The organism is Peptoanaerobacter stomatis, assembly GCF_000238095.2.
Lineage (GTDB): Bacteria > Bacillota > Clostridia > Peptostreptococcales > Filifactoraceae > Peptoanaerobacter > Peptoanaerobacter stomatis_A.
This window is the reverse complement of the sequence record NZ_JH815225.1, coordinates 405,762-432,522: the sequence shown is the minus strand read 5'-3', so window position 1 is coordinate 432,522 and position 26,761 is coordinate 405,762. Positions and strand designations below refer to the sequence as shown.

The following is a 26,761-nucleotide window of genomic DNA, read 5'->3' as shown; positions in this document are numbered from 1 at the left end:
ATCTATAACGCATACTGTATAGCTCTTATAAATACGTCATAAATAAAAAGTTATATATCTTATTACATTATAATACCGACATAAAAACTGTATAAATATATAATGATTAATCAACAATATGCTCGTTTAGGTTTAAGAAAAAATATTTTAAGTTTTAATTATTTAAAACACATATATAAAAGTATTTATGTTGTCTGTCAATATATATTTTAATATATAAAAAATTAGGAAAGGATTGGATTGTATGGCAAAAAAATCTGTAAAAGATATAGATGTAAGCGGAAAAAAAGTTATAGTTAGATGCGACTTTAATGTTCCTATGAAAGACGGCAAAATTACAGATGATATAAGAATAGTAAGTGCACTTCCAACTATAAAATATCTGATTGATAATAATGCAAAAGTAATACTTATGTCGCATTTAGGAAGACCGGATAAATGCTATGATCCTAAATATTCTTTGAAACCGGTAGCTGTGAGGTTATCAGAATTACTTGGACAAGAAGTTAAGTTGGCTGAAGATGAAAACGTAGTCGGAGAAAATGCAAAAAAATTAACTTCAGAAATGAAAGAAAAAGATGTGGTTTTACTTGAAAATGTAAGATTTGTAGCAGGAGAAACTAAAAATGATGCAAATTTTGCAAAAGAACTTGCATCACTTGCAGATATATTTGTAAATGATGCCTTCGGTACAGCACATAGAGCTCATTCATCTACTGCGGGAATAGCTGATTATATACCTGCTGTAATGGGATTTTTGATAGAAAAAGAAGTTTCTATAATGGGTAAGGCGCTTGAAAATCCACAGAGACCTTTTGTTGCAATACTTGGAGGAGCAAAAGTTTCAGATAAAATATCAGTTATAGAAAATCTGATAAATAAAGTAGATACACTTGTTATTGGTGGTGCTATGGCTTATACTTTTCTTAAATCACAAGGAAAAAGCGTAGGTACATCAAGAGTGGAAGAAGACAAGCTTGATTTGGCAAAAGATTTACTTGCAAAAGCTGAAAAAGCAGGAATAAAGCTGTTATTGCCTATAGATCATGTTGTTGCAAAAGAATTCAGCAATGATGCTGAAGCTAAAAATACTGATGATGAAAATATACCTGATGGCTTTATGGGGCTTGACATAGGTGCAAAAACAGTAAAAATGTATTGTGCTGTAATAGCGGATGCAAAAACTGCTATATGGAACGGACCTATGGGTGTATTTGAAATGGAAAAATTTGCAGTAGGAACAAAGGCTCTTGCAGAAGCACTTTCAAAAACTGATGCTATATCTATAATTGGTGGTGGAGATTCTGCCGCAGCTGTTGAACAATTAGGTTTTGCAGATAAGATGACACATATATCAACAGGTGGCGGAGCATCATTAGAGTTTTTAGAAGGAAAGATACTTCCAGGAATAGATTGTTTACAAAATAAATAATTTGTTTATAGAGATTTTGTTTTTAGTTTGCAATAATAATTTTTAAAATTATTTGCTAAAATGGAGATAATTATGAGAAAACCTATAATTGCAGGAAATTGGAAAATGAATTTAACAATAAAAGAAGCTGTTAAATTTGTAGAAGATATAAAATCTGAAGTTTCCGGAACAGACGTAGAGAGTGTTATTTGTGCGCCTTTTACATTCTTGAAGGATTTAAAAGGAGCTGTTGAAGGAACTAATATAAAAATAGCTGCTCAAAATATGCATTTTGAAGATAGCGGAGCGTTTACAGGTGAAGTATCTGCACCTATGTTGAAAGAAATCGGTATAGACTATTGTGTAGTAGGTCATAGTGAAAGACGTCAGTATTTTGCAGAAACAGATGAAACTGTAAATAAAAAATTGAAACAAGCTTTTAAATATGATATAGTTCCTATACTTTGTGTTGGTGAAACTCTTGAAGAAAGAGAAACAGGTAAGACAAATGAGATTGTAAAATCACAAGTAGTGGCTGATATTGCAGGTCTTGACAAAGCTCTTGTATCAAAACTTGTTATAGCATATGAACCTATATGGGCTATAGGTACAGGTAAAACAGCTACAAGCAAGCAAGCTAATGAAGTAATAGCATATATAAGAGAAGTTGTAAAAGATTTGTACGATGATGAAGTTTCAGAAAATATAAGAATACAATATGGCGGAAGTGTTAAACCTGAAAATGTGCAGGAAATCATGAATGAAGATGATATAGATGGAGCATTGGTAGGAGGGGCATCACTAAAAGCTGTTGATTTTATTAAGTTGGTTAATTTTTAATTTTAAATAAATCTGATTTTAAAGCAAATTTTAATATGATTTTATACTGATATTTGATAAAAGACTATACAATCATACTAATATGGTGATATTTTTTCATTATTCGTTATATGTTTGCTATAAATACTACTATATTTATATAGTAGTAAAAAAGTATTGAGTATTAATTCATTTTATTAAAAAATAACTGCAAGTTTTAAAAGTAAATTTTGTAAAATAAAAAATATTAGGGGGATAATATGTGCTATATAGAAGACGTATGGGCAAGACAAATACTTGATTCAAGAGGTAATCCGACTGTAGAGGTTGAAGTTTTTCTTGAGTCCGGAGCTATGGGAAGAGCATCAGTTCCATCAGGAGCTTCAACAGGTATGTATGAAGCAGTTGAATTAAGAGATGGAGATAATGATGTATTTCTTGGCAAAGGTGTATTAAAAGCAGTAGAAAATGTAAATTCAATAATTGCACCTGAAGTTATAGGAATGAATGTATTTGATCAAGTAGCAATAGATGAGTTGATGATAGAATTGGACGGAACTCCTAATAAAGCAAAATTAGGCGCAAATGCAATACTTGGAGTATCTATGGCGGTTGCAAAAGCTGCAGCTGAAGAATTAGGAATACCTCTATATCAATATCTTGGAGGAGTAAACTCAAAAGTTCTTCCTGTTCCTATGATGAACATAGTAAACGGCGGTTCTCACTCAGATGCTCCTATAGCATTCCAAGAATTTATGATATTACCGGCAGGTGCTCCATCATTTAGTGAAGCGCTACGTTGGGGATCCGAGATATTCCATAATTTAGCAAAAATATTAAAAAGTAGAGGTTTATCAACGGCTGTCGGTGATGAAGGCGGATTTGCACCAACATTTGCCGGAACAGAAGATGCAGTTGAAACTATACTTGAAGCTATAAAAAAAGTAGGTTTAGAACCCGGAAAAGATGTATTCTTAGGTTTTGACTGCGCGTCTTCAGAATTTTATAAAGACGGAGTTTATGATTACACTAAATTTGAAGGAGATAAAGGTGCAAAACGCAGTTCAGCTGAACAAGTAGATTACTTGGAATCTTTGGTTAATAAATACCCTATAATAACTATAGAAGACGGTATGGACGAAAATGATTGGGAAGGATGGAAACTTCTTACTGAACGTATAGGAAATAAAGTACAACTTGTAGGAGACGATTTGTTTGTAACAAATACAGAAAGATTATCTACAGGAATAGAAAAAGGAGTTGCAAACTCAATATTGATAAAAGTAAATCAAATAGGTACTCTTACAGAAACGTTTGATGCAATAGAAATGGCTAAACAAGCAGGATATACAGCTGTAATATCTCACCGTTCAGGAGAAACAGAAGATTCTACAATAGCAGATATAGCCGTTGCAACAAATGCAGGACAAATAAAAACAGGTTCATTATCTCGTACAGATCGTATAGCAAAATACAATCAACTTTTAAGAATAGAAGAGATACTTGGAGATACAGCACAATACAGAGGAATAAAAGCATTTTATAATCTAAAAAAATAAAGTGTTAATAGATTATTAAGATTATAATAAAAAATGGCTGTAGATTTATCTTTATAATTAAGATATTTATATAGCTGTTTTTTATTATAATCAAATATGATAATATGGCTGTCAAATTGAAATTTTACAATTTTGGATTTAAAATATAATAACAATATAAAATAAAAATAGTAAATTAGTAAATAAAGAAGCTATATAATTCAATTGGTGATATATATGACAAAATTAGATCTAACTTTAAAACAAAAACTTAATTTAACAACGAATCTTATCACATCAATAGAAATAATCGCCTTAAATTCTATAGAATTATACTCTTTTTTAGAAAAAGAGAGTGAAGATAATGTATTTATAGATTACGACGCTTTTTTTGAAGATAAAATGTTTAGAGATTATATAAGACAAAACAATAAGAGATATGAAGATTATTCGTTCAATAATTCAGAAAACGAGGATATAGAAATTCAAGACAGTGTCAAATATGAACCTACATTAAAAGATGTACTGTTTGAACAGCTTGGGACTTTACCATTAAATGAATTGGAACTGTCTATAGGCATGGCAATAATACATAATATTGATGATGACGGATATTTTAGGATTGATATAAAAGAAATTTCAGATGTGGTTAATGCAGATGATATTTTAATCTTATCTGTACTTAAAAAAATACAAAGTTTTGAACCTTTAGGTGTAGGCGCAAGAAATTTAAAAGAGTGTTTATTATTACAAATAGATCAAACGGACGAGTTGTTGTTTAATATAATAAATTATCATTTAGATGATATTTATAAAAACAATCTTGATAAAATAGCTGTGTCTCAAAATATAGAACTCGATACATTAAAAGAATATGTAAAGAAGATTAAAACTTTGAATCCTAAGCCTTCAAGAGGATATAAAACGGATAATAATTATGATACGCTATACATATATCCGGATATATTTGTAGATGTAGTAGGGGATAGCTTAACGGTAAGATTAAAAGATTCTGTATCAAATGTGCATATAAATGAGCATTATTTGAATATGTTGGATAGTGATATCGATAATAATACAAGAACATATCTTAAACAAAAGCTTTCAAGAACTATGTTTTTGATAGAAAGTATTGAAAAAAGAAGAAGAACAATACAAAAAGTGGCTGATAAAATAGTTGAAGTTCAAAAAGAGTTTTTTTTAAATAATTCACCTTTAAAACCAATGGGACTTAAAGATATATCCCAGCTTGCTCAAATATCGGAATCAACTGTATCAAGAGCTACAAAGAATAAATATATTCAAACACCAAAAGGTATATATGAACTCAAATATTTTTTCTCATCTCATATATCAACATCCAATGAAGATGTTTCAAAGGATAGCGTCTGTAAGCATATAAAAGACATTATATCAAAAGAAAATCCGCAAAAGCCATTATCAGATCAAAAAATAACAGATATATTAAATGCAATGGGTATAGATATAAAACGTAGGACTGTGTCAAAATATAGAGAAGAATTAAATATTCCGATAACAAAAAGCAGAAAGAAATATTGATATAAAAATTATATAATGATTCATAATACTGATACCTATTTGATTAATGGATATTATAAAATAATTAATTTTTTAATGGTTATAAATTTAAAATATCCATTATTTTATTAGGTATTAGTGTAATATGACGATATTTTTTTAAGTTTTTATTTTATGGATTTAATAATTTATAATTCAACATATTTTGACAAAAATTATTTGTAATATTAGGGTTTGATGCAAAATGTATGTGTAAATATGATGCAAGTGTATTTTTATATAAATAACCGCCATTCCATTTTTTTACACTTTTGTCATATAATTCTTTTTCCATTTCAAATGCTGTATCAAGATTTGTTTCAAATACCGAATGATGAAATTCGTGTCCTTTTAAAATCTCTCCTTTTTTTGTAAGTGGTGTATCGTATAGTGATTTTGCGATACAGTAGCCAAAACGTTGCAGTTTTGGTGTCATTTTGCTTATGCCATCAAATATACCTGTCATTTCATATGATATGTTTTCTATTTCTATATGTCTTCCAAGATACATTAACCCGCCACATTCTGCATATATAGGCATATTGTTTTCAGATTTTTCTTTTATGTCTTGTATAAGAGATTTATTTTGAGATAATTCTCTTGCATAGAGTTCAGGATACCCTCCACCTATATATATTCCATCACATTTTGGGAGCTTATTGTCTGTAAAAGTGTTGAATTTTACAATTTTTACTCCTCTTTTTTCAAATTCTTCTATTGAGTTTTTGTAGTAGAAATTGAATGCCTTATCCATTGCCACAGCAAGCGTTATATCATAATTTTTATTAATGTTATCCGGTATATATGATAAATCAGGTGATACTGACAAGTCTAACAAACTTTGCAAATCAATATTTTCTTTTACTATTTGGGATATTTTTTTTAGTTTTTCTTCATTTTCAGCGTCTTCTGTTGCTAATTTAAGCCCTAAATGTCTGCTACTTAGATTAATATCTTTTTGTTTTGGTATTCTTCCCAATATTTTTATATTGCTTATTTTTTTTATTGAATTTTTTAATATATTATAGTGACTATCTGTAGATACGTTATTTAATATTATTCCGACTATATTTAATTTTTTGTCATATTCTAAAAAACCTTTTATAATTGGAGCTATTGAAGTAGCCATTTTACCGGCATCTATTATAAGTATTATAGGAGAGTCTAAAATTTTTGACATAGATGCGGTTGAGCAATAATCATCTCTGTCTTGATAACCGTCAAACAGTCCCATTACGCCTTCTATAATCGCTATATCGTTAGATTTCATATTTTGCATAAATATTCTTTTAATTGTATTTTTGTTGAGCATAAATTCGTCCAGATTTGTAGAAGTATTATCTGTTGCAAGGCAATGATAAGTCGTATCTATGTAGTCTGCACCTATTTTAAACGGTACAACTTTTATTGATATATCTCTCAATGCTCTCATTATTCCGCAGGTTATTGTAGTTTTGCCGACTCCTGATGATGTCCCGGCTATTATTATTTTTTTCATAAATTTATCTCCAACAATATTATTTTTATTAGGGAACGCTATATAATTAAGTTAAATTTTAGATATTTTTAGTAAGTTTTTAAGATTATTTTTACTATTAAATTTGAATACAAAAAATATAATATCATATATTGAAAAATAAATCTTTATTTTTTATCAAAAACTGTCATAATAAATAAACATAGATATTTTTTTATGTATTTAAACATCGCTTAATTAAAATAGGGGAAAGATAAAATCATATATTTTTTATTAACAATTTTTTAATAGATAAAAAGTTGAAATTCAAACTCAAAAACTTAAATTTAATCTTTACAATTTATAAAATTTATAATACTATATAATGTACGGTAAATGAATAAAATTCAGATTAAACTGATTGAATTGAAATCATAAAAACAAAAATATAAATAGATATAAAAATAAAAAATAGAGGTGTTAACTATGCAAGAAAATGTAATGCAAGGAAATTTTATTCACAGCATAATAGAAAAAGATAATGAAGAAAATACATATGGGAAAAAAGTATATACAAGATTTCCACCTGAGCCTAACGGATATCTGCATATGGGACACGCAAAATCAATATGCCTTAACTTTATGACAGCTCAAAAATATGGTGGAAAATGCAACTTAAGATTTGATGACACAAATCCTGTAAAAGAAGATGTAGAGTATGTAGAATCTATAAAAGAAGATGTTAAGTGGCTCGGCTTTGATTGGGATGAGTTATGCTTTGCATCGGATTATTTCGATAAGATGTACGAATTGGCAGTATTGTTGATAAAAAAAGACAAAGCCTTCGTATGCGAGCTGTCAGTAGATGAAATGAGAGAGTATAAAGGGGATTTCAATAATCCCGGAAAAAATTCACCATACAGAAACAGACCTATTGAAGAGAGTTTAGACCTATTTGAAAGAATGAAAAATGGGGAATTTAAAGATGGGGAGTTGACTTTAAGAGCAAAAATAGATATGTCATCACCTAATATATATATGAGAGATCCTGTAATATATAGAATTGCGCATTCATCACATCATAGAACAGGAGATAAGTGGTGTATATATCCGATGTATGATTATGCACATCCTCTTGAAGATGCAATTGAAGGAATAACACATTCACTTTGTACATTAGAATTTGAAGAACACAGACCGTTTTATGATTGGGTAGTAAAAGAAACAGAATTTGCTATGCCTCCAAAACAGATAGAATTTGCACGTCTTGAACTGACAAATATGATAATGAGCAAAAGATATCTGAAAAGATTGGTAGATGAAAGAAAAGTTGATGGTTGGGATGATCCGAGAATGTCAACTATATCAGGATTAAGAAGAAGAGGCTACACACCTGAGTCTATAAGAAATTTTGCAGAATCAATCGGAATATCTAAATCAAATTCAGTAGTTGATATAGCAATGCTTGAGCATGCAGTAAGAGAGGATTTAAAACTAAAAGCTACAAGAAAAATGGCAGTATTAAATCTACTTAAATTAGTAATTACAAACTATCCTGAAGATAAAATTGAATATCTTGATGCAGAAAACAATTCTGAAAATGAAGAATTGGGTTCAAGAAAAGTACCATTTTCAAGAGAAATATATATAGAAGCAGATGATTTTATGGAAAATCCTCCAAAAAAATATTACAGATTTTTTGTTGGAAATGAAGTAAGACTTAGAAATGCTTATTTTGTAAAATGTACAGATGTAATAAAAGATGAAAACGGAAAAGTAATAGAAATACATGGAACATACGACGAAGAAACAAAATCAGGTACGGGCTTTACAGGAAGAAAAGTAAAAGGTACAATACATTGGGTAAGTGCAAAAGAAAATGTTAAAGCAACAGTGAGATTATATGACTATCTTTTCAAATTGAACGAAGAAACAGGACAATATGAATACAATGAAGATTCAATAACAGTATTAAAAGACTGTATAATGGAGAAAAGCTTTGAAACGGCACAAAAAGGAGAAAGATTCCAATTTAACAGACACGGATATTTTTCAGTAGATGTAAAAGATACAAAAGAGAATGAACTCGTATTCAATCAAATAGTAGGACTTAAAGATAACTTTAATAAAAAATAATTATAAAGCAAACAAATAAAAAAACATCGAATTATCTGATTTATATTTCTGATAGTTTGATGTTTTTTTAGATTAGTTGATACTAAAGCGTATTTAAAATAATACATACTGCTTATAAAATGCTTTTGAATGTGTTCGATTAAGGATATTTCTAACGATGGTATAGATAAAAGTGCCCCTTAAGCAAATACATTCAATTCAGCATTTTTAATATGAGCATTTAATTAGGTATTAGAATGAATTAAATTTCTTATCTTATTGTACTATTTTTGAAAAATCTGCTATTTCTTCTATTGTATCTCTTATAGTTGCTATGGTTGCAAGACGGTTTTGTTTTATATCTTCATTATTGTCCATTACCATTACTTTTTCAAAATAGTTGTCTATGAACGGTCTTAATTTTGCAATCTCATCAAGTGATTGTTCATATTGTTTTGCAGAAATAAGCTCGTATATTTTCGGTGTTGCATTATTATAAGCTCCAAAAAGCTCTTGTTCTTCTTTTTGGTCAAACAACTCAGGATTTACTTCAGATTTTTTTACATCTTTAGATATATTTGATATTCTTGCGAATGTATTTAGGCAAGAAGTCGATTCCGGAAGTTTGAGCCATTTTTCGAGTTGAACGGCTTTTTGAGATAATTCATATACTGTTGATATATTATTATCTATAACTGAGTCTACAACATCATATCTTATTTTTTTATCTAAGAATATGTTTTTTAATCTTAATTTCATAAATTCTAAAATTTCGTTATAAACTTCATTAAAATCAAATTTATGTTTATCTTCAAATTGTTTTAAAGCTATTTCTACAAAAAGTTGTAATCTTGTATCAATTTTGCTGTCTATAAGTGTATTTAAAACGCCTAATGCTAATCTTCTGAGAGCATATGGATCTTGTGAGCCTGTAGGTTTTATTCCTACGCTGAAAAATCCTGCGATTGAATCTAATTTATCTGCTAAACTCAAAATTATGCCAACTTTACTTTGTGGAAGCTCATCACCTGCAAATCTTGGAAGATAGTGTTCATATATAGCATTTGCAACATTTTCATTTTCTCCGGATACTTTTGCATAATATCTGCCCATTATACCTTGTAATTCCGTAAATTCAAATACCATAGATGTTGTAAGGTCTGCTTTGCAAAGTAATGCAGCTCTTGATGTATCATTTTTATCAACATTTAATATATATGCAAATTCTTCTGACAATTTTTGTATTCTAAGCATTTTGTCGTGCATAGTTCCGAGTTTTTCGTGATATACAATAGTTTGCAATCTTGGAACATATGATTCGAGTTTTTTTGCTGTGTCTTGTTCATAGAAGAATTTTGCATCTGATAATCTTGCATCAAGGACTTTTTCATTTCCTTTTTTGACGTTTTCAATCATATAGTCATTACCGTTTCTTACAGTTATGAACTTGTTCATAAGATTGCCATTTTTGTCGAGTACAGGAAAGTATCTTTGATGTTCTTTCATAGGTGTTATGATTGTTTCTTTAGGAAGTTTCAAATATTCTTCTTTAAATTCTCCATAAAGTGCGGTAGGATATTCTACTATATAATTTACTTCTTCAAGTAAGTCTTCGTCCTGCATATATTCTCCACCTAATTTTTCGGCTACTTCTACTATCTGTTTTCTTATTAGTTCACGTCTTTTAGTATCGTCCAATATCACATAGTTTTGCTCTAATTTTTCTTCATATTCGTCTATCGAGTTAATTTCAATATAACTTTCTCCTAAAAATCTATGACCTCTTGTAAGATTTGCAGCATTTAGAGAAAACATTTCAAAGTTTGGAACTTTTCCTTGATAAAGACATAATATCCATCTGATAGGGCGGATGAATTTAATTTTATTTCCTCCCCATCTCATAGGTTTAGGGAAAGAAAGAGAGTCTATCATTTGTTCAAATATCTCTTTTAAGTAATTTACTGTATCACTTGTTTCTAAAGTTTTTACTACAAATACATATTCTTCTTTGCCTTTTTGTACAATTTTTATATCGTCTATTGTAACATTTTTGCTTTTCAAGAATCCTTGAAGAGCTTTTGAAGGATTGCCACTTTCATCAAAAGCTATTTTTTTTGCAGGTCCTTTTATTTCTTCTGTTGATGCTTGTTGAGTATTTGCTAAATTTTTTATAAATATTGCAAATCTTCTCGGTGTGCATTTTATTTCAATAGAATCAAATGGAATTCTAAGCTCTGATAATTTCTTTTCCAAAAAAGTTTTCATTGATTTTTTTGTTGATGAGATAAATCTTGCAGGAATCTCTTCAGTTCCAAGCTCTAATAGTAAGTCGTTATTCATTTATTTCACCTCGCTTAGCAGTTTTTCAAGTTTCATAAGAGGGTAGCCCATAGCTTCTCTTTGCTCTACATATGCAGAGGCTATTTTTTTTGCCATATTTCTTACTCTTGCAATGTATGATGCTCTTTGACTGACACCTATTGCACCTTTTGCATCCAACAGGTTGAATGCATGCGAAGTTTTTAATACATAGTCATATGCGGGCATAACAAGCCCTTTATCTATTAGAGAGTTTGCCTCTTTTTCGTATATGTTAAAAAGCTCAAACAACATCTTTGTATCAGAGGCTTCGAAACCGTAAACGGAATGTTCATATTCAGCTTTTTTAAATATATCGCCATATTTTATATTGTCTGTATAGTCTATATCAAAAACATTGTCTTTTTCTTGTAAGTAAAGTGCTATTCTTTCTAATCCGTAAGTGAGTTCGGCAGATTCCAATTCGCAGTCTATTGAGCCGACTTGTTGAAAATATGTGAATTGTGTTATTTCCATGCCGTCAAGCCAAACTTCCCAACCTAAGCCCCAAGCACCGAAGGTTGCATTTTCCCAGTTATCTTCTACAAATCTTATATCATGCTCCAACGGATTTATCCCTATTGCTTCAAGAGATTTTAAGTATAAATCTTGAACATTATTAGGTGATGGTTTTAATATAACTTGAAATTGGTGATGTTGATAAAGTCTGTTTGGATTTTCTCCATATCTTGCATCGGCCGGTCTTCTTGACGGCTCTACATAACATACTCTCCAAGGCTCTTTGCCGAGTGAGCGTAAAAATGTATTAGGATTCATAGTACCTGCACCTTTTTCGCTGTCATAGGCTTGTACCATTATACAACCTTTATCAGCCCAGTATGATTGCAGTTTAAGTATCATATCTTGAAAATTCATTTTTTGACTGTATGATAAATAATATCATACTCTCCTTTCTTATTTTATATAAAATTATTGTGATAATTTAAATTATTAAGTTTTGTACTTATATTGTAAACCTAAAAAATAATATAATTATTCTTATTTTAATCAAAAATAAATCTGCCTTTTGTATTTTTTATAAGTTGTCTATAGAAAATGTCATATAATTTAAAAAACATCGGGTTATTGCCGAACAGATTCATCACATTTTCATTATCAGTAGGTATTTCAGCTATTACAAGCTCTGCACCGTTTTTTAGACAATATGTCAATATGCTGTAAAGTATCTTTGAACTATATCCGAGTCCTCTATATTTTGTAGATATAACAATATCTTTGATTATTACTACATCGCCTTGACGAATAAAATATGCCTGTCCGATTAGGTGACCTTCTTCAAGCAAAGATGCTGAATATTTTTTTAGAGGACATATGTCTATAGCAGTATTAAATATGATTTGGTCATTTTTTGATATTTTTCTTAAATAAAAATAATCTTCTAAAAATCCGTCTCCACCTGTAATTTCTGTGTCTATATATATTCCGCTTTCATTGAAATCTGCGAATTTGAACAATTCATTTTTCTTACCTTGAAGAGGGCATGCAAGCACAATATTATTAGCAACTTTTTCATAATGCTTGTTAAACAGAACCCTGTCGAGCTTTTGATAATTGTCTTGATAGACTATCCTATATATTGGAACTATATCTTTTTCAAGCAGAAAATTTTCTATTTCGGATATTTTTTTGTCTATTTGTGAGTCATTTTTCTCATAAATTGGGAATACACAATTTGAACTTATGTCTATTCCTCCACATTTTGATACAAATCCTCCAATATTTATGCTGAATGTAGATATGGAGGCATTTAGAAAATATTCTTCATATATTTCATTATTAAGCATAAAACCTCCTGATTAACTTAATGATGTTTATAATGATAATCTAATTTTCTATTTAAAAAATAAATATGAACATATAATAAGTCTGATAATATTTTTGTTTACACTTATTTTTTACATAAAATATTATCATAATTTACCATTATACAATTTTATTCGATAATTTTCAAACCTTTTGGTTATTTTTTGCAAATCGAAGTATTCAAGAACTGTTACAGATAATTTTCTTGAAAGATTTGTATATGCCTTAAACTCTGATATATCAAGGGTTTTATTTGTTTTGAAATGATTAAAAATTATATTTTTATAGTTATTTAACATTTTTTTTGAACATATGTAGTCATCAGATATTTTTACAAATTTATCTTTGAGATTGTTGTGCAGTATTTCTTTTGACAGTTCATCAGAAGTTATGTTTTTTAATTTTATAGGAGCTTCTGAGCTTTCGATTAAAATTTCTAAATTGTCGGACAATTTTTTCATTTCACTAACTTTATTTGAATTTTTATTGTCTAATATTAAACAATCACTTTGAATATTATAACCCATATCTATAAGCATTGAAAGCAGATATTTTTTATCTACAAAATTTAGTTTTGAATGTAATATATTTAAATTTATAGATTTCTTATATATAAATTTTTGTGAAAAATCTTTTATAATGATTTTTATTTTTTCATATATTTTGATATAAAAATCATAATCTGCCACATATTTTGAATTTTTGTTATATTTTAAATTGTTTTGTGTATGATTATCAAAACTTATTAATTTTATAAAATTTGTTTTTTCGAGTTTTTTTAAACAATTCAAAAATTGGTCACAGTTTATATTATATATATTTTTAAGTGTTGATATATCTGTTATTTTTTTTTCTTTTATTGCAAATAAAAATATTAATTCATCTATGTCAAATATTGAAATATCAAAATCTATTTTGTTTTTTTTATGATTTGATACGTTTATTATCTTTCCGCCTGATATGATTTCGTTTGATGATGTGTCAAGCAGTATAATATCATCTGATATGAATGGTATAATATTGTCTTTCAATCTTAGCTGTACCAATAATTTTGAGTTTGGATAGATTAATTTATCTTGTAAATTTATTATTTTGGCAGTTATGCTTGTAGTACCTGTATATAGTTTTACGAATTCGTGATTTTTTATATTTTTTGAAATATTATCAGTATATATAAGTGCATTTATAATATTTGAAGGCTGTAAATTTGATGATGTGGATAATACATTGCCTCTAAATACGTCTTCTTTTTTTATACTCGGAATGTTTATTGCCAATCTTGTATTTGCATATGCTGTTTCAACAGTTTTTGAATGTGATTGCATATTTTTAATCTTAGATTTTAAATTTTGAGGATATATTGTTATTTCATCATTTTTTGTTAAACTTCCTGATATTAAATTTCCTGAAATTACTGTGCCGTAACCTTTTACAGTGAATGAATTGTCTATTTTAAAAATATTTTTAGATATATTTTTTTGATTGATGTCTTTTGCTAATTCGTATATTTTTTCTGATAGTTTTTTTATACTCTCTTTGTTTTCATAGTCTATTATCAAAGTAGATATATTTTGGATATTGCTTGAATTTATAAGCTCATTTATTTGGTTAAGTGTATCTTGTATCTGAGCTTCGCTTGCAAGATCAATTTTTGTTACAGCTATTATCAAATAATTGATAGATGTTAAATTTATTATATTAAAATGCTGTATTGTTTGTTTGCATACACCATCTATTGCAGATATTACCAAAATAGACATATTTGAGTTTAAAATTCCACATATTGTGTTTTTGAGATAATCTTTATGTCCCGGAACATCTATAATACTTACATTTATTTCACTTTTAAGAGTGATATCAGCATAACCGAGATCTATTGTTATATTCCTCAGCTTTTCTTCTTTGTGGTGCATAGTATTTTTTCCGGTAAGTTCTTCTATTAATCTTGTTTTACCATGGTCTATATGGCCTGCTGTCGATAATATTATATTTTTCATATTTTATCCTATAATTTATTTCACAGATTTAAGTTTATTTTTTACACAGTAATCTCTATTTGATTACCTTCAATAGCAACTATACAGCTTTCATAGTAACCATCTCCGGTAGTTCTTGGTCCGCTTACAACTGTATACCCATCTGCCTGCAATCTATTGGTCAACTCATCGACCTTTTCTTTGTTTCCGACGCTGAAAGCAATATGGATATATCCTGTTCTATTTAAGCTCTTTTCAACATCTACCATTGCAGGCTTGTTCATAATCTCTAATCTTGCACCATCATCGAATTCCATAAAATATGAGCGGAAGTTTGTTGTTTTATTATGATATCCTAAATTACTCTTAGCAAGAAAATATTTTTCGAAGAATTCTTTAGTTTTTTCAAGATTATCTACGTACATTGCTATATGTTCGATTTTCATAAGAATTACCTCCATAAAGTCTAATTTATTCTATCGTAAAAATGATTTTATAAAATGCTAAAACTCGATTAAGTGGCATAAACTTTAAAAAGCTATTTAATACAGCAATAAAGTTGATTATAATGTATTTGAGCATTATATTAAAAAATCAATCTGCAATAAAAATAGAAGTAGGTCCATCTTTTTTATCTAAAATTTCAATCATAGGCTTTAATGAGTTTATTTTTTGTGCTATTATTTCTATTTCATCATCAAATATGCAAAGCATATCTAAAATGAGTTTATCATCTCTTATATATCCTATAATATGTTCTTTGCACATTCTTAATATATTTTCAAATTTGTTTGTAGAAATATTAGTGCATTTTAAAACTAAAGAATAACTGTTTATATCTGTGTTTGAAGATACTCCACCACCTATTTGGGCAATTGATTTTTCAATTTCTATATATTCAAATAAATTTTTATCCAAAAGATTATATAATTTTTGTGCTTTTTCATATAATTTCTCTTGTTTTGTAAATATCATACTTAAAATAGGGATTTGCTCATTAAAATCTTTATACATATATAGTTTTAATGTTTCAAATATTGTAGTTATAACTGTTTTGCCTGCTCTTAGAGCTCTAAATATCGGATTTTTTCTAAGCTTTTGTATATATTTGCTCTTTCCGATTATTATACTTCCCTGACAAGCTCCTATTAATTTGTCTGTGCTGAAACATACTATATCTGCACCTTCATCTAATATATCTTGAACATTTTTTTCATAATTGAAGCCATATTTTGAAAAATCTGTAAGATTGCCACTTCCTAAGTCTTCAAATAGAATTAAATCATTCCTTTTGCATATATTTGACAATTCTTTTGTAGATACTTCGTTTGTAAAGCCTGTGATTTTATAATTGCTTTTATTCACCTTCAGTATAAGGCTTGTATTTTCATCTATATTTTTTTCGTAATCATTCGTATAGGTTCTGTTTGTACTACCGATTTCTTTTATATTAGCCTCAGTGGATGAAATTATATCTAATATTCTGAAATTGTCACCGATTTCAATGAGCTCTCCTCTTGATATTAAAGCGTTTTTATTTTTGCAAAAAGTGTCAAATACAAGTAGTAGTGCAGCAGCATTGTTATTAACTACGATTGCATCTTCACAACCTGTAAGTAATTGCATAATATTTTTTATAGGTTCATTTCTGTCAAAGCGTGAAGAATTTTTTATATCATATTCTATACTCATATATGTACTTGCAATATCTACAGTTTTTTCAGATATTTGTTTGTTTATTGGACTTCTGCCAAAATTTGTATGTATTGCAATACCTGTTGCATTTATTATTTTTTCATATGATTTATTTTCTAATTTATTTATTTTTTGATTTAACATATATATTATATATGAAAAAATATCTTCTTTATTTTCAAAATTTTGAAAATAAGAATTATTAGACGAACTTATGCTTTCTCTAAGTTCGTCTAATGTTTGTATTATAATCTTTTTTAGTATTTCTTTTTTATATTTTTTTGTTATGTTCTTTGATTCACAAAAATTTAATATTTCGTGAACCGACGGAATATTTTTAAATAATTCTTTTTTTTGCATAATATTCTCTTTTTATTTCAAAATTATATTTTTATCTGTTTTTTCTATGGTTTTACCTATAACCGAATAAGATAGACAACCATAATCTTTTAGGTCCGATACAAGAGATGATGTATATTTTTCATCTACACAAATCAATAAACCGCCTGATGTCTGAGGGTCGAAGAGCACATCATACAAAGGAGTTGTTTTAAGATTTTCATCTATACACTTTATATGAGGTTCTACGAATGATTTATTTTGATATGCACCGCCTGGAATTATACCCATTGAAGCATAATACTCTGCACCTCTAATCACAGGTATTGAAGAGACATCTATCTTTATTGAAATTTCGTTTCCTTCGCTCATCTCTTTTAAATGTCCCAATAAAGAAAAACCTGTAACATCAGTCATGGTGTGTATGTCATATTTTTGCAGTATCTCTTTAGGATAAGAATTGAGTTTGGACATAACCTTGATAGATTCTTCAATTTCTTCTTTTTTTGCCATTTCAGCTTTTACCGCTGTATTTATTATCCCTGTTCCTATAGGTTTTGTAAGAATTATATTTTGATTTATTTTTGCAGAATTATTTTTACAAATATTTTTAGGGTTGATTAAACCACATACACTTAGACCATATTTAGGTTCATCATCTTTTATGGAGTGTCCACCAACTAATACGGCACCTGATTCGATAACTTTATCCTGACCTCCACGAAGTATTTCACCTAATATGCTCATATCAAGACAAGTTGGAAAACATACTATATTAAGAGCAAGTACAGGTTCTCCTCCCATTGCATATACATCGGAAAGTGCGTTTGCAGCTGCAATTTGTCCGAATATATAAGGATTATCTACAACAGGTGTGAAAAAATCAAGCGTTTGTATCATAGCGGTATCTTCATTTATTTTATAAACAGCGGCATCATCAGATGTGTCAAAACCTACTAAAAGATTTTGATTATTTACTTGTTTTAAATTTTTAAGTGCGTTCGCCAAATCCATTGGCGATAGTTTAGCCGCTCAGCCGGCAGATTTTGACATATGTGTAAGTTTTACAATATCGCTCATTTCATTTACCTCCTTTAAAAAATATGTTAGACTTGTTCTATTATTTACAACTGTAATAATAAAAAATCAAATAATCTGATAAAGTAAATTATCTTCATTACTTATAATTGTAATATAATTTATAATTTTTTTGATAATGTTATTAAACAAGTTTATATGAACTTGATTTATAAATAAGCAGCTTTTTATTAATTGCCATATCTTAACTGTTTTAGCCAATCTTCTTCATTTGAGCTGTGGCTTATTGTCTTTTTTTCATCAAGTGATTTTATATTTTTCATATCATTATCATCTAATTCAAAATCAAATATATCTATATTTTCTTTTACTCTATGTGGAGTTTTTGTTTTTGGAATAACCACAAAACCTTGTTGTATATGCCATCTAAGAACTATTTGTGATATTGACTTATCATATTTTTTTGCAATTTCACACAAGATAGGTTCATTTAAAAGTTTGTCTGTAGCTTTTGCAAGCGGAGACCACGATATAATCTGTATATCTTTTGATTTAAAGTAGTCTGTAAGTTCTGTGGATTGATTATATGGATGTAATTCTATTTGATTTATTACAGGCTTTATATTGGCAGATATTGTCAGTTTTTCATAATGTTTAGGCAAAAAATTTGCGACAGCGAGATTTTTTATAACTTTTTCATCATACATTTTTTCAAATGCCTTCCACGATTGCTCCATATCATCTCCGGGCCAATGTATATACATTATATCAATATAATCAGTCTGTAAAGATTTTAACGAACGCTCTATAGAATACATAGTATTATCATAACCGAAGTCACTCGGCCATACCTTTGTAGCAAGAATTATATCACTTCTTTTTTTATTTTTAATTATTTTTCCGATTGTGCCTTCATTTTTATAAAAATAAGCTGTATCTATCATGGTATAGCCATGCTCAAATGCAGTATTTAATGCTGTATAAAGCTCATTTTCATCCGTCATCTTATAAGTTCCAAGTCCAATGCATGGAATACTGCCGGAGTTCGATAATTTAAAGTTTTGCAATCTAAATCCTCCTTTTTATCGTCAAGATAATATTCAGTATTTTAAAAATTTTGAAATATATGTAAAGAGTCAATAAACCTGATTTTAAACTTTTATAAAAGCAGATTATCTGATATATTTGCTGTAAATACTTAAAATATAGTATATATTTTTATATATTATATCATTTTTTATAAAGATAGGTATATATTCGTTTTCAGTTTCATATAATATGATACTGTCATTTTGTCCATATAAAGTTTTTGTAAATATGTCCAGTTGTATGTTATTTTGAAATATTATTAATTTTTGACCATTTTGCATGAAAAAATTGGAAAATTTATATTTTTTATCTGACTTGAAGTATAATTTGGTAATTTGCTCTGATATTTCAAAATTATATATATAAAAGTATGTATCATTTATAGCAGCTTTGTTTGAATATTGAAATTCGTATATTTTTTTGTAAAGCTGTAATAGAGTATGTATCTCATCAATATTATGATTTATAAGATTTTCACTCGCATTGAAAGAGTTTTTTTTCATATCTTTTATAAGCAATTTCATATCATAATATCTGTCACGCTCAATATTAAAATGATTTTCAACAGCTTGTCTTGAAAAATATTTCAGATTTATAAAATTTGAGTAATTTTTAAGTATATTTTTTATAGATATGAAATTTATATTACCTAAATCGTAATATATATCATATTTTTGCAATTTTTGATTTATAAATTTTTCCTCAAACTCATATCCGTTAAAGCTATATATTTCATATATTCCTATTATACTTGTCAAAAACTCGATTAATACTTCTTTTTCATCATTTTTAGATATTATTTGCAGTATTTTGACTTTTTTATCATCAAAAAATTTTGCTATGGATATGATAAGAATATCATCATTTATTGGAGATAATCCGCTTGTTTCCATATCGATAAAAGCAGTGTTTTTTGGGATATCAAAGCTTTCAAAAAATTCTTTCTTTATCATAAATAATCCCCGTTTTATAAAAAATAAAAAACATTTTGTAAATTGATGCTAATTATAAGAATGAGCTTAATATACTTATATTTTGTATACATAAAAATATTATATCTATATTTTAACATATATTTTAAAAATAATAGAAAGATTTTTTGCAAATATCAATAATAATTGAAAAAAAACAGTTTTTTTGTTATACTTTTAAAAAATGTAATTGCATATAATGATTTATGTGTATTAATTCAAAAGTAAAAAATATATAATATTACAATAAAAATATGAGGGAAATAATGGAAAAAATAAATATACTTGGTGTAGAAGTTGACAGAGTAGATATGAAACAAGCTACTGAAAATTGTATAAATGCTATAGAAAATCATAAAAAATTATTTATAGTAACGCCAAATTCAGAGATAATAGTAAATGCTGGAGAAAATAAAACTTTATTTAATATAATAAAATCGGCAGATATGGTTGTACCTGATGGAATAGGACTCGTGATAGCATCAAAGATGATGAAAAAACCTCTAAAAGAGAGAGTAACAGGTATAGATCTTATGGAAAGTCTGCTTAAATATTGTAACGAAAAAGGCAAATCAATATTTTTATTAGGAGCGAAACAAGGTATTGCACAAAAAGCCGGAGAAAAAATAAAAGAAAAATATCCAAATATAAGATTGGCAGGAACATATCACGGTTATTATAAAGGGATTCATAGTGGTGCAAAAGGTAGCGAAGAAGAAAAAGAAGTAATAGATATGATAAACAAGAGTAAGCCGGATATATTATTCGTTGCGTTTGGCTCTCCAAAACAAGAATATTTTATAGACGCATATAAAGATATTATAGATGCAAAAGTTTTTATCGGAGTAGGGGGCTCACTTGACGTATATTCTGGAACTATAGAAAGAGCGCCGAAATTTTATCAGGAACACGGTTTGGAATGGTTGTACAGATTATCAAAAGAACCCCAAAGAATAACAAGGATGGGTGCATTACCGGTATTTTTAACAAGAGTTTTGCTTAAAAAAGATAAGAACAAATTCAGTAAATAGAATGAGATTTTAAATTTAATGTAAATGTTTAAAATTTATTTTCTTTATGTTAAAATTATTATGGTATTTATTATTTAATGATAAAAAATAATTGCTAACAAAATAAAATTTTTTATAAAAACAATTATAGTGATTTAAGATTTATATAAAAATCAAATTCGTTGAAAAAGGAATGTTATGAAAAATATATCTATATTAGGTTCTACAGGTTCTATAGGTACTCAAGCATTGGATGTTATAAGACATCATAAAGAAAAATTTAATGTGGTTGCATTAAGTGCAAATAACAATATAGATTTGTTGTTGGAGCAGATAAAAGAGTTTAAACCTGCTCTTGTTTGTGTATATAATGAAAAATCATATGAATTGCTTGGGAAAAAGCTTATTGAAGAGAATATAAAAGATGTTGAGCTGTGTACAAAAATGGATGGGCTTGTAAAAGTTGCTACTTGCAAAGGAACAGATTTGCTTTTGACTTGTGTTGTAGGAATGATAGGGCTGATACCCACTGTAAAAGCTATAGAAAATAAAATAGATATTGCACTTGCAAATAAGGAGACTTTAGTAGTTGCAGGTGATATTGTTATTAGCAAGGCAAGAGAATATGGTGTAAAAATATTGCCGGTTGATTCTGAGCATAGTGCTATATTTCAATGCCTGGTAGGAGAAAAAAACAGCGAGATAAAAAATATAATGCTCACAGCGTCAGGAGGAGCATTCAGAGGTATGGAAAAATCTCAAATAATGAATAAAAAGGCAAGAGAGGCATTGAAACATCCTAATTGGTCTATGGGTGCAAAAATTACCATAGATTCCGCAACTCTTATGAATAAGGGACTTGAGATAATAGAGGCATATCATCTTTTCAATACACCGCTTGAAAAAATAAAAGTGTATGTACACAAACAAAGTTTAATACATTCTATGGTAGAATTTGTGGATAACTCTATAAAAGCACAAATTGCCGTACCTGATATGAGAGGGGCAATATCTTACGCATTTTTTTATCCGAATAGGACACCAAGTGTTATGAATGAGCTTGATTTGTTTGGAAAAAATATGACCTTTGATATGGTAGACGAAGATACTTTTCCTTGCATAAAATTGGCTAAAGAGTCTTTGAAACAGGGAGGCACATCTACTTGTGTATTGAATTCTGCAAATGAAGAGCTTGTTTACGCATATCTTGCAGACAAGATTAAGTTTTATGATATTAATGAAATAATTGAAAAAGCTCTTGAACAACATAAGTTTATAAATAATCCTACATTGGAAGAAATATTGGTTACTGATTTAAAAACAAGGTTGTTTGTAAAAGAGTATTTAAAAGAAAAATTTGTATAAAATAAAAATGATGATTAGAAAGGAGAGTATGATATAAACTGTCATACGATATTAGATGAATATAATATTAGCTTTATTGGTTTTTGGAATAGTTGTTGCAATTCATGAGCTTGGACATTTTGCGGTTGCAAAGTTGAACGGTATAACTGTTCATGAATTTGCTATAGGTATGGGACCTGCAATATTTCAAAAAGAGTATAACGGTACAAAATATAGTCTTAGGCTTGTGCCTATGGGAGGATATGTTAGCATGGAAGGTGAAGATGATGAAAGTGATGATCCGAATGCTTTTTGCAAAAAAACTCCTTTACAAAGAATGGCTGTAGTATTTGCAGGGCCATTTATGAATTTTGTATTGACAATAGTTGTTTTTATAGGTTTGTTTTCAGTAAGCGGTGTACCTGTAAATAAAGTAGGAGGAGTAGTAGAAAATTCTCCTGCAAGTGATATAAATTTAAAAATTGATGATGAAATAGTATCTATAAATGAAGTGAAAATAACATCTTGGGGAGAAATAACAAAAACTCTTGGAAAAACGAGCGGAGAAGTTACGATTGGAGTTAAAAGAAATGGTGAATTATCTGAATTAAAAGTTATGCCTGATGAAAAAAGTGGTAGAAGAACTATAGGTATATATCCTAAATATGAAAAACACTTTGTAAATGCAATTCCATATGCTTTTAATCAGACAGCATCTATGACTGCTCAAATGTTGGATTTTGTTTCAAAATTATTTACAGGCAAAGTTGATTTTAACTATGTGAGCGGACCTGTGGGAATAGTAAGAGAAATGGGAAATTCTACAAGTTCAGGTTTTTCTACGTTTTTCAGTTATATAGCTTTTATTTCGTTGAACTTGGGTGTAATGAATTTACTTCCTATACCTGCTCTTGACGGTTTTAGAATATTGACAGCATTTTGTGAATTTGTTACAAAGAAGAAACTTAATAAAAAAATGGAGTATGTGGTAAATTTTGCAGGAATGATATTTTTAATAGGTCTTATGATAATTGTAACGTACAAAGACGTTTTAAATATATTTAAAAAAGGTTAGAAATTTATAGGAGAAACCTATGTTTGATAGAAAAAAAACTGTAGAAGTAAAATGCGGAAATGTAAAAATAGGTGGAAATAATCCTATTGTTATACAGTCTATGACAAATACAAAGACGAGCGATTTTATTTCTACAATAAATCAGATACATTCTTTAGAAAAAGCCGGTTGTGAACTTGTGAGAGTATCTGTGCCTGACGAAGAATCAGCAAAAGCAATATCAAAGATAAGAGAGAATATAAATATACCTCTTATTGCAGACATACACTTTGATTATAGACTTGCTTTAATGGCTATAGAAAATGGTGTTGATGGGCTTAGAATAAACCCGGGGAATATAGGAAGCGATGAAAGAGTAAGAGAAGTAGTAAAAAAAGCGAAACAATACGGCATAAAAATAAGAATCGGTGTGAACTTGGGTTCGTTGGAAAAAAATATTCAAAGAGAATATGGACGTACACCTAAAGCTATGGTTGAATCGGCTTTGTACAATATAGAGTTATTGGAAGAAAACGACTTTTACAATACTGTTGTATCATTAAAAGCATCGGATATAAAAACTACAATACAAGCATATGAAGAGTTTTCTAAAATAAGTAATTATCCGCTTCATTTAGGTGTTACAGAAGCAGGAACAGCAAGAGCAGGTGCAGTCAAATCTTCTATGGGAATAGGATATTTATTGTTAAACGGAATAGGAGATACTATAAGAGTATCACTTACTGCAGATCCTGTAGAAGAAATAGATGTAGCAAAAATGATATTACAAAACATAGGATATAATTTCGGTGTGCAGGTAATTTCTTGTCCGACTTGTGCAAGAACAGATATAGATATAATAAATCTTGCAAATAAGGTTGAAAATGCAACAAGAGGAATAAAAAAAGATATAAAAGTTGCCGTTATGGGATGCGTAGTAAATGGACCGGGAGAAGCAAAAGATGCTGATATAGGTATAGCAGGTGGAAAAGGAGAGGCATTGTTTTTCAAAGACGGAAAAACATTAAAAAAAGTTAAGGAAGATATGATAATATCAGAATTGCTTAAAATGATAGATGAATTTTAAATAAAGCTTTGATGAAAATAAAAACCTTATACTAATTTCTAATATAATAATGGATATTTTTACTTTTAAGAGTTTATTATATAAGTAAATTAAAGATACTAAAAAATAACTTATATAAATTTTATCCAATAATTAAATGAATATTAGTATTAAATTAACCCAATTAAATATTTTTATAACAATAATTCTGTCTTAAATTGATATTGTAATTAATTTATGTACAATATAATTTAGAAGAAAATAATAGCTAAGAAAGGAGGGAAGGTATGTATTTAAGAGAACAATATCGACATATAATAGCATTTAATGCAAAATCTGATGATATATTTGAAGATGTATTCAAATATCCGAGTCTAAGAAAAGGGTATGCACAAAATGAAAATATACTTTCCGTTCCTACTTTTTTTTATCATATACAAGGCACATTTGATGACTATGAAAAAAAATTGCTTGATTTTGATGAAAAATTGTCAAAAAACAGAGGGTATATAAAACTGTATAATTTCAATCATCAGATAGACAATAATTTTATAGAAAAATTCAATCAAGATTGGGTTGACATAAAAGTTGCAGATATTCCGTTTATTATGAAAAATTTGAGCAATATATTTGTATCGGTTTGTGGTGATATTGTACTTAGAAAAATTTTTATAGAAAAGTTTGAAATTATGCTTACTGCTTATTTGAAACAACAGCTTAATATGAGCATAGCAAAAAACTCCATAATAAAAATATTGTTTTTGAGCAAGAAATATTACAGCGAATTGATGAACGATTATTACATAGGGGAAGAAAATCCCAAAATAATGTGTTACGGACAAATATACAGAGATGATCTATATTTTTTATTGCTTATGTTTTTATGCTCTATAGATATAATTTATTTCAATCCTACAAGACAGGAAAAATTTCCTTTTCCAAGAGATGTTGTGAGTTATATACAAAATGTCAAATATGACAGAACATCTAATGTCACAAATATGTTTGTCAAAAAAAATGTAGAAGAGAAAAGTGATAGGCATGAAACTGTAGCATACAGAGCAACTCAAGAAATAAGAAGTATATTACACGATGAGCAGGGCGGAATATATTCTAACTGGCAATTTGAAAATTATATTGTAAATGCCAATACAATCAAAGCCACATATGACGAAGTGCTTCAGTTAAATTCAGTTGATGCAAGATTCAGACAAGGATTTGAAGTTGAAAACGGCCAAATATATATTCCAAATATTTTTGCAAAAATAAGCGGAGTAAACACAGATAGATATGAATATTTTAAATTTTTTGACTTAGCATCACAAAATGCACTTTTGATAGAAAACGTACCGTTTAGCGTGCAAAGAGGCTATTATAAAGCGCCAGGTTTAGTATCAAAGGATGGCTTGATAGACAAAGAGCGCATAAAAAAATTATCAGAATACAAATTAAAACATTTAAGAGAAAGCGTTCAAGATTATATACTTGATACCATTCAAGATATGATAAATAAAAAAGAAGCTTTATTCAAGTTTTGCCATGATAAAGATGTTGATACTGATATAATATATGAAATATTGATGCTTGAAAGACGATACCTTGATTTATTGCAAAATTTTGATTATCCTTATAAAATCCCAAGAATAGTAATATTTCATGATAATGAAACACCTTTTACTAAAAATGACGGGATAAGAGTAGGTTTTTTCTTATTGGCAGGTCTTGATATAGTCATATTTACACCGAGTGGCTACAATGATGTAGAATTAGTGATAAATGAGTTCAATTATGATACACATAAATTGGATACATATGATTCAAATTTAAGATTAAAAGATAAAAGTAAATATGTAAAAGTTCAAAAAAAAGGATTTTGGGCAAGTCTTTTTGGAAATTAATATAATTATCTAATAAACATAGATATTTTTTATATAAGACTCAAATATATTTTGTTCATAGAACTTTTTTATAAATGTTTTCAAAGCAGATATTTATGAAAGTGTTAGTAATTTTGTTTGTAAAATAATTTGAAAATATCTTAAATTAAAATAGTGTTGATATAAGATTTTATTATTTCTAA

The 26,761-nt window shown here is 28.3% G+C and carries 20 protein-coding genes; 10 read left to right on the top strand and 10 right to left on the bottom strand.

Annotated elements, in window-relative coordinates:
• Nucleotides 1-244: 244 nt before the first annotated feature.
• The 4 genes from HMPREF9630_RS01835 (at nt 245) to rpoN (ending at nt 5,328) form a co-directional block, all read left to right on the top strand.
• Nucleotides 245-1,432 carry a phosphoglycerate kinase gene (locus HMPREF9630_RS01835; RefSeq protein WP_009526839.1) on the top strand — a complete coding sequence of 396 codons (1,188 nt, stop codon included), beginning with the start codon at nt 245-247 and terminating at the stop codon, nt 1,430-1,432.
• A gap of 72 nt (nt 1,433-1,504) precedes the next feature.
• Complete coding sequence (gene tpiA, locus HMPREF9630_RS01830; protein WP_009526838.1) at nt 1,505-2,251, top strand: triose-phosphate isomerase; 747 nt, start codon at nt 1,505-1,507, stop codon at nt 2,249-2,251.
• A gap of 239 nt (nt 2,252-2,490) precedes the next feature.
• Nucleotides 2,491-3,789, top strand: coding sequence for a phosphopyruvate hydratase (gene eno / locus HMPREF9630_RS01825; RefSeq protein WP_009524957.1), 1,299 nt, complete (start codon nt 2,491-2,493; stop codon nt 3,787-3,789).
• 216 nt (nt 3,790-4,005) lie between these two features.
• On the top strand, nt 4,006-5,328 hold the full coding sequence (gene rpoN / locus HMPREF9630_RS01820; RefSeq protein ID WP_009526837.1) for an RNA polymerase factor sigma-54: 1,323 nt from the start codon (nt 4,006-4,008) through the stop codon (nt 5,326-5,328).
• A gap of 151 nt (nt 5,329-5,479) precedes the next feature.
• Here the strand turns inward: rpoN and HMPREF9630_RS01815 are convergent, their stop codons facing one another.
• Complete coding sequence (locus HMPREF9630_RS01815; RefSeq protein WP_009526836.1) at nt 5,480-6,844, bottom strand: cobyrinate a,c-diamide synthase; 1,365 nt, start codon at nt 6,842-6,844, stop codon at nt 5,480-5,482.
• Between the two features lie 444 nt (nt 6,845-7,288).
• Between HMPREF9630_RS01815 and HMPREF9630_RS01810 the strand changes: the two genes are divergently transcribed.
• Nucleotides 7,289-8,938 (top strand): glutamine--tRNA ligase/YqeY domain fusion protein, encoded by a 1,650-nt coding sequence (locus tag HMPREF9630_RS01810; RefSeq protein WP_009526835.1) that lies wholly within the window; start codon nt 7,289-7,291, stop codon nt 8,936-8,938.
• A 255-nt stretch (nt 8,939-9,193) separates the two neighbouring features.
• Here the strand turns inward: HMPREF9630_RS01810 and glyS are convergent, their stop codons facing one another.
• The 9 genes from glyS to HMPREF9630_RS01765 all read right to left on the bottom strand — a co-directional run bounded on the left by glyS (nt 9,194) and on the right by HMPREF9630_RS01765 (nt 20,189).
• Nucleotides 9,194-11,257, bottom strand: a complete 2,064-nt coding sequence (glyS, locus tag HMPREF9630_RS01805; protein WP_009526834.1) for a glycine--tRNA ligase subunit beta — start codon at nt 11,255-11,257, stop codon at nt 9,194-9,196.
• Nucleotides 11,258-12,151 (bottom strand): glycine--tRNA ligase subunit alpha, encoded by an 894-nt coding sequence (gene glyQ / locus HMPREF9630_RS01800; protein ID WP_009524950.1) that lies wholly within the window; start codon nt 12,149-12,151, stop codon nt 11,258-11,260. It abuts the gene before it with no gap.
• A 128-nt stretch (nt 12,152-12,279) separates the two neighbouring features.
• Entirely contained in the window at nt 12,280-13,080 is an 801-nt protein-coding gene (locus HMPREF9630_RS01795) for a GNAT family N-acetyltransferase (protein ID WP_009526833.1), read from the bottom strand.
• A gap of 126 nt (nt 13,081-13,206) precedes the next feature.
• Nucleotides 13,207-15,096, bottom strand: a complete 1,890-nt coding sequence (gene selB / locus HMPREF9630_RS01790) for a selenocysteine-specific translation elongation factor (RefSeq protein WP_009526832.1) — start codon at nt 15,094-15,096, stop codon at nt 13,207-13,209.
• A 41-nt stretch (nt 15,097-15,137) separates the two neighbouring features.
• Nucleotides 15,138-15,521, bottom strand: coding sequence for a VOC family protein (locus HMPREF9630_RS01785; protein WP_009526831.1), 384 nt, complete (start codon nt 15,519-15,521; stop codon nt 15,138-15,140).
• A 148-nt stretch (nt 15,522-15,669) separates the two neighbouring features.
• On the bottom strand, nt 15,670-17,130 hold the full coding sequence (gene selA, locus HMPREF9630_RS01780) for an L-seryl-tRNA(Sec) selenium transferase (protein ID WP_009526830.1): 1,461 nt from the start codon (nt 17,128-17,130) through the stop codon (nt 15,670-15,672).
• Nucleotides 17,131-17,142: 12 nt separating this feature from the next.
• Complete coding sequence (gene selD / locus HMPREF9630_RS01775) at nt 17,143-18,189, bottom strand: selenide, water dikinase SelD (RefSeq protein WP_081580842.1); 1,047 nt, start codon at nt 18,187-18,189, stop codon at nt 17,143-17,145.
• Nucleotides 18,190-18,377: 188 nt separating this feature from the next.
• Complete coding sequence (locus HMPREF9630_RS01770) at nt 18,378-19,214, bottom strand: aldo/keto reductase (protein WP_009526828.1); 837 nt, start codon at nt 19,212-19,214, stop codon at nt 18,378-18,380.
• A 105-nt stretch (nt 19,215-19,319) separates the two neighbouring features.
• Complete coding sequence (locus HMPREF9630_RS01765; protein ID WP_009526827.1) at nt 19,320-20,189, bottom strand: ribonuclease H-like domain-containing protein; 870 nt, start codon at nt 20,187-20,189, stop codon at nt 19,320-19,322.
• Nucleotides 20,190-20,473: 284 nt separating this feature from the next.
• Between HMPREF9630_RS01765 and HMPREF9630_RS01760 the strand changes: the two genes are divergently transcribed.
• The 5 genes from HMPREF9630_RS01760 to HMPREF9630_RS01740 all read left to right on the top strand — a co-directional run bounded on the left by HMPREF9630_RS01760 (nt 20,474) and on the right by HMPREF9630_RS01740 (nt 26,579).
• Nucleotides 20,474-21,238, top strand: a complete 765-nt coding sequence (locus HMPREF9630_RS01760; RefSeq protein WP_009526826.1) for a WecB/TagA/CpsF family glycosyltransferase — start codon at nt 20,474-20,476, stop codon at nt 21,236-21,238.
• Nucleotides 21,239-21,415: 177 nt separating this feature from the next.
• On the top strand, nt 21,416-22,582 hold the full coding sequence (locus HMPREF9630_RS01755) for a 1-deoxy-D-xylulose-5-phosphate reductoisomerase (protein ID WP_009526825.1): 1,167 nt from the start codon (nt 21,416-21,418) through the stop codon (nt 22,580-22,582).
• Between the two features lie 55 nt (nt 22,583-22,637).
• Nucleotides 22,638-23,636 carry an RIP metalloprotease RseP gene (gene rseP, locus HMPREF9630_RS01750; RefSeq protein WP_009526824.1) on the top strand — a complete coding sequence of 333 codons (999 nt, stop codon included), beginning with the start codon at nt 22,638-22,640 and terminating at the stop codon, nt 23,634-23,636.
• A gap of 19 nt (nt 23,637-23,655) precedes the next feature.
• Nucleotides 23,656-24,702 (top strand): flavodoxin-dependent (E)-4-hydroxy-3-methylbut-2-enyl-diphosphate synthase, encoded by a 1,047-nt coding sequence (ispG, locus tag HMPREF9630_RS01745; protein WP_009526823.1) that lies wholly within the window; start codon nt 23,656-23,658, stop codon nt 24,700-24,702.
• 266 nt (nt 24,703-24,968) lie between these two features.
• A complete protein-coding gene (locus HMPREF9630_RS01740) occupies nt 24,969-26,579 on the top strand; it encodes a YceG family protein (protein WP_009526822.1) in 1,611 nt (536 codons plus the stop codon).
• Nucleotides 26,580-26,761: the final 182 nt, after the last annotated feature.

Bases quoted from the DNA above. Each gene is read 5' to 3' on its own strand.
- HMPREF9630_RS01835 (WP_009526839.1), top strand. From the start codon at position 245: ATGGCAAAAAAATCTGTAAAAGATATAGATGTAAGCGGAAAAAAAGTT.
- tpiA (WP_009526838.1), top strand. From the start codon at position 1,505: ATGAGAAAACCTATAATTGCAGGAAATTGGAAAATGAATTTAACAATA.
- eno (WP_009524957.1), top strand. From the start codon at position 2,491: ATGTGCTATATAGAAGACGTATGGGCAAGACAAATACTTGATTCAAGA.
- rpoN (WP_009526837.1), top strand. From the start codon at position 4,006: ATGACAAAATTAGATCTAACTTTAAAACAAAAACTTAATTTAACAACG.
- HMPREF9630_RS01815 (WP_009526836.1), bottom strand. From the start codon at position 6,844: ATGAAAAAAATAATAATAGCCGGGACATCATCAGGAGTCGGCAAAACT.
- HMPREF9630_RS01810 (WP_009526835.1), top strand. From the start codon at position 7,289: ATGCAAGAAAATGTAATGCAAGGAAATTTTATTCACAGCATAATAGAA.
- glyS (WP_009526834.1), bottom strand. From the start codon at position 11,257: ATGAATAACGACTTACTATTAGAGCTTGGAACTGAAGAGATTCCTGCA.
- glyQ (WP_009524950.1), bottom strand. From the start codon at position 12,151: ATGAATTTTCAAGATATGATACTTAAACTGCAATCATACTGGGCTGAT.
- HMPREF9630_RS01795 (WP_009526833.1), bottom strand. From the start codon at position 13,080: ATGCTTAATAATGAAATATATGAAGAATATTTTCTAAATGCCTCCATA.
- selB (WP_009526832.1), bottom strand. From the start codon at position 15,096: ATGAAAAATATAATATTATCGACAGCAGGCCATATAGACCATGGTAAA.
- HMPREF9630_RS01785 (WP_009526831.1), bottom strand. From the start codon at position 15,521: ATGAAAATCGAACATATAGCAATGTACGTAGATAATCTTGAAAAAACT.
- selA (WP_009526830.1), bottom strand. From the start codon at position 17,130: ATGCAAAAAAAAGAATTATTTAAAAATATTCCGTCGGTTCACGAAATA.
- HMPREF9630_RS01765 (WP_009526827.1), bottom strand. From the start codon at position 20,189: ATGATAAAGAAAGAATTTTTTGAAAGCTTTGATATCCCAAAAAACACT.
- HMPREF9630_RS01760 (WP_009526826.1), top strand. From the start codon at position 20,474: ATGGAAAAAATAAATATACTTGGTGTAGAAGTTGACAGAGTAGATATG.
- HMPREF9630_RS01755 (WP_009526825.1), top strand. From the start codon at position 21,416: ATGAAAAATATATCTATATTAGGTTCTACAGGTTCTATAGGTACTCAA.
- rseP (WP_009526824.1), top strand. From the start codon at position 22,638: ATGAATATAATATTAGCTTTATTGGTTTTTGGAATAGTTGTTGCAATT.
- ispG (WP_009526823.1), top strand. From the start codon at position 23,656: ATGTTTGATAGAAAAAAAACTGTAGAAGTAAAATGCGGAAATGTAAAA.
- HMPREF9630_RS01740 (WP_009526822.1), top strand. From the start codon at position 24,969: ATGTATTTAAGAGAACAATATCGACATATAATAGCATTTAATGCAAAA.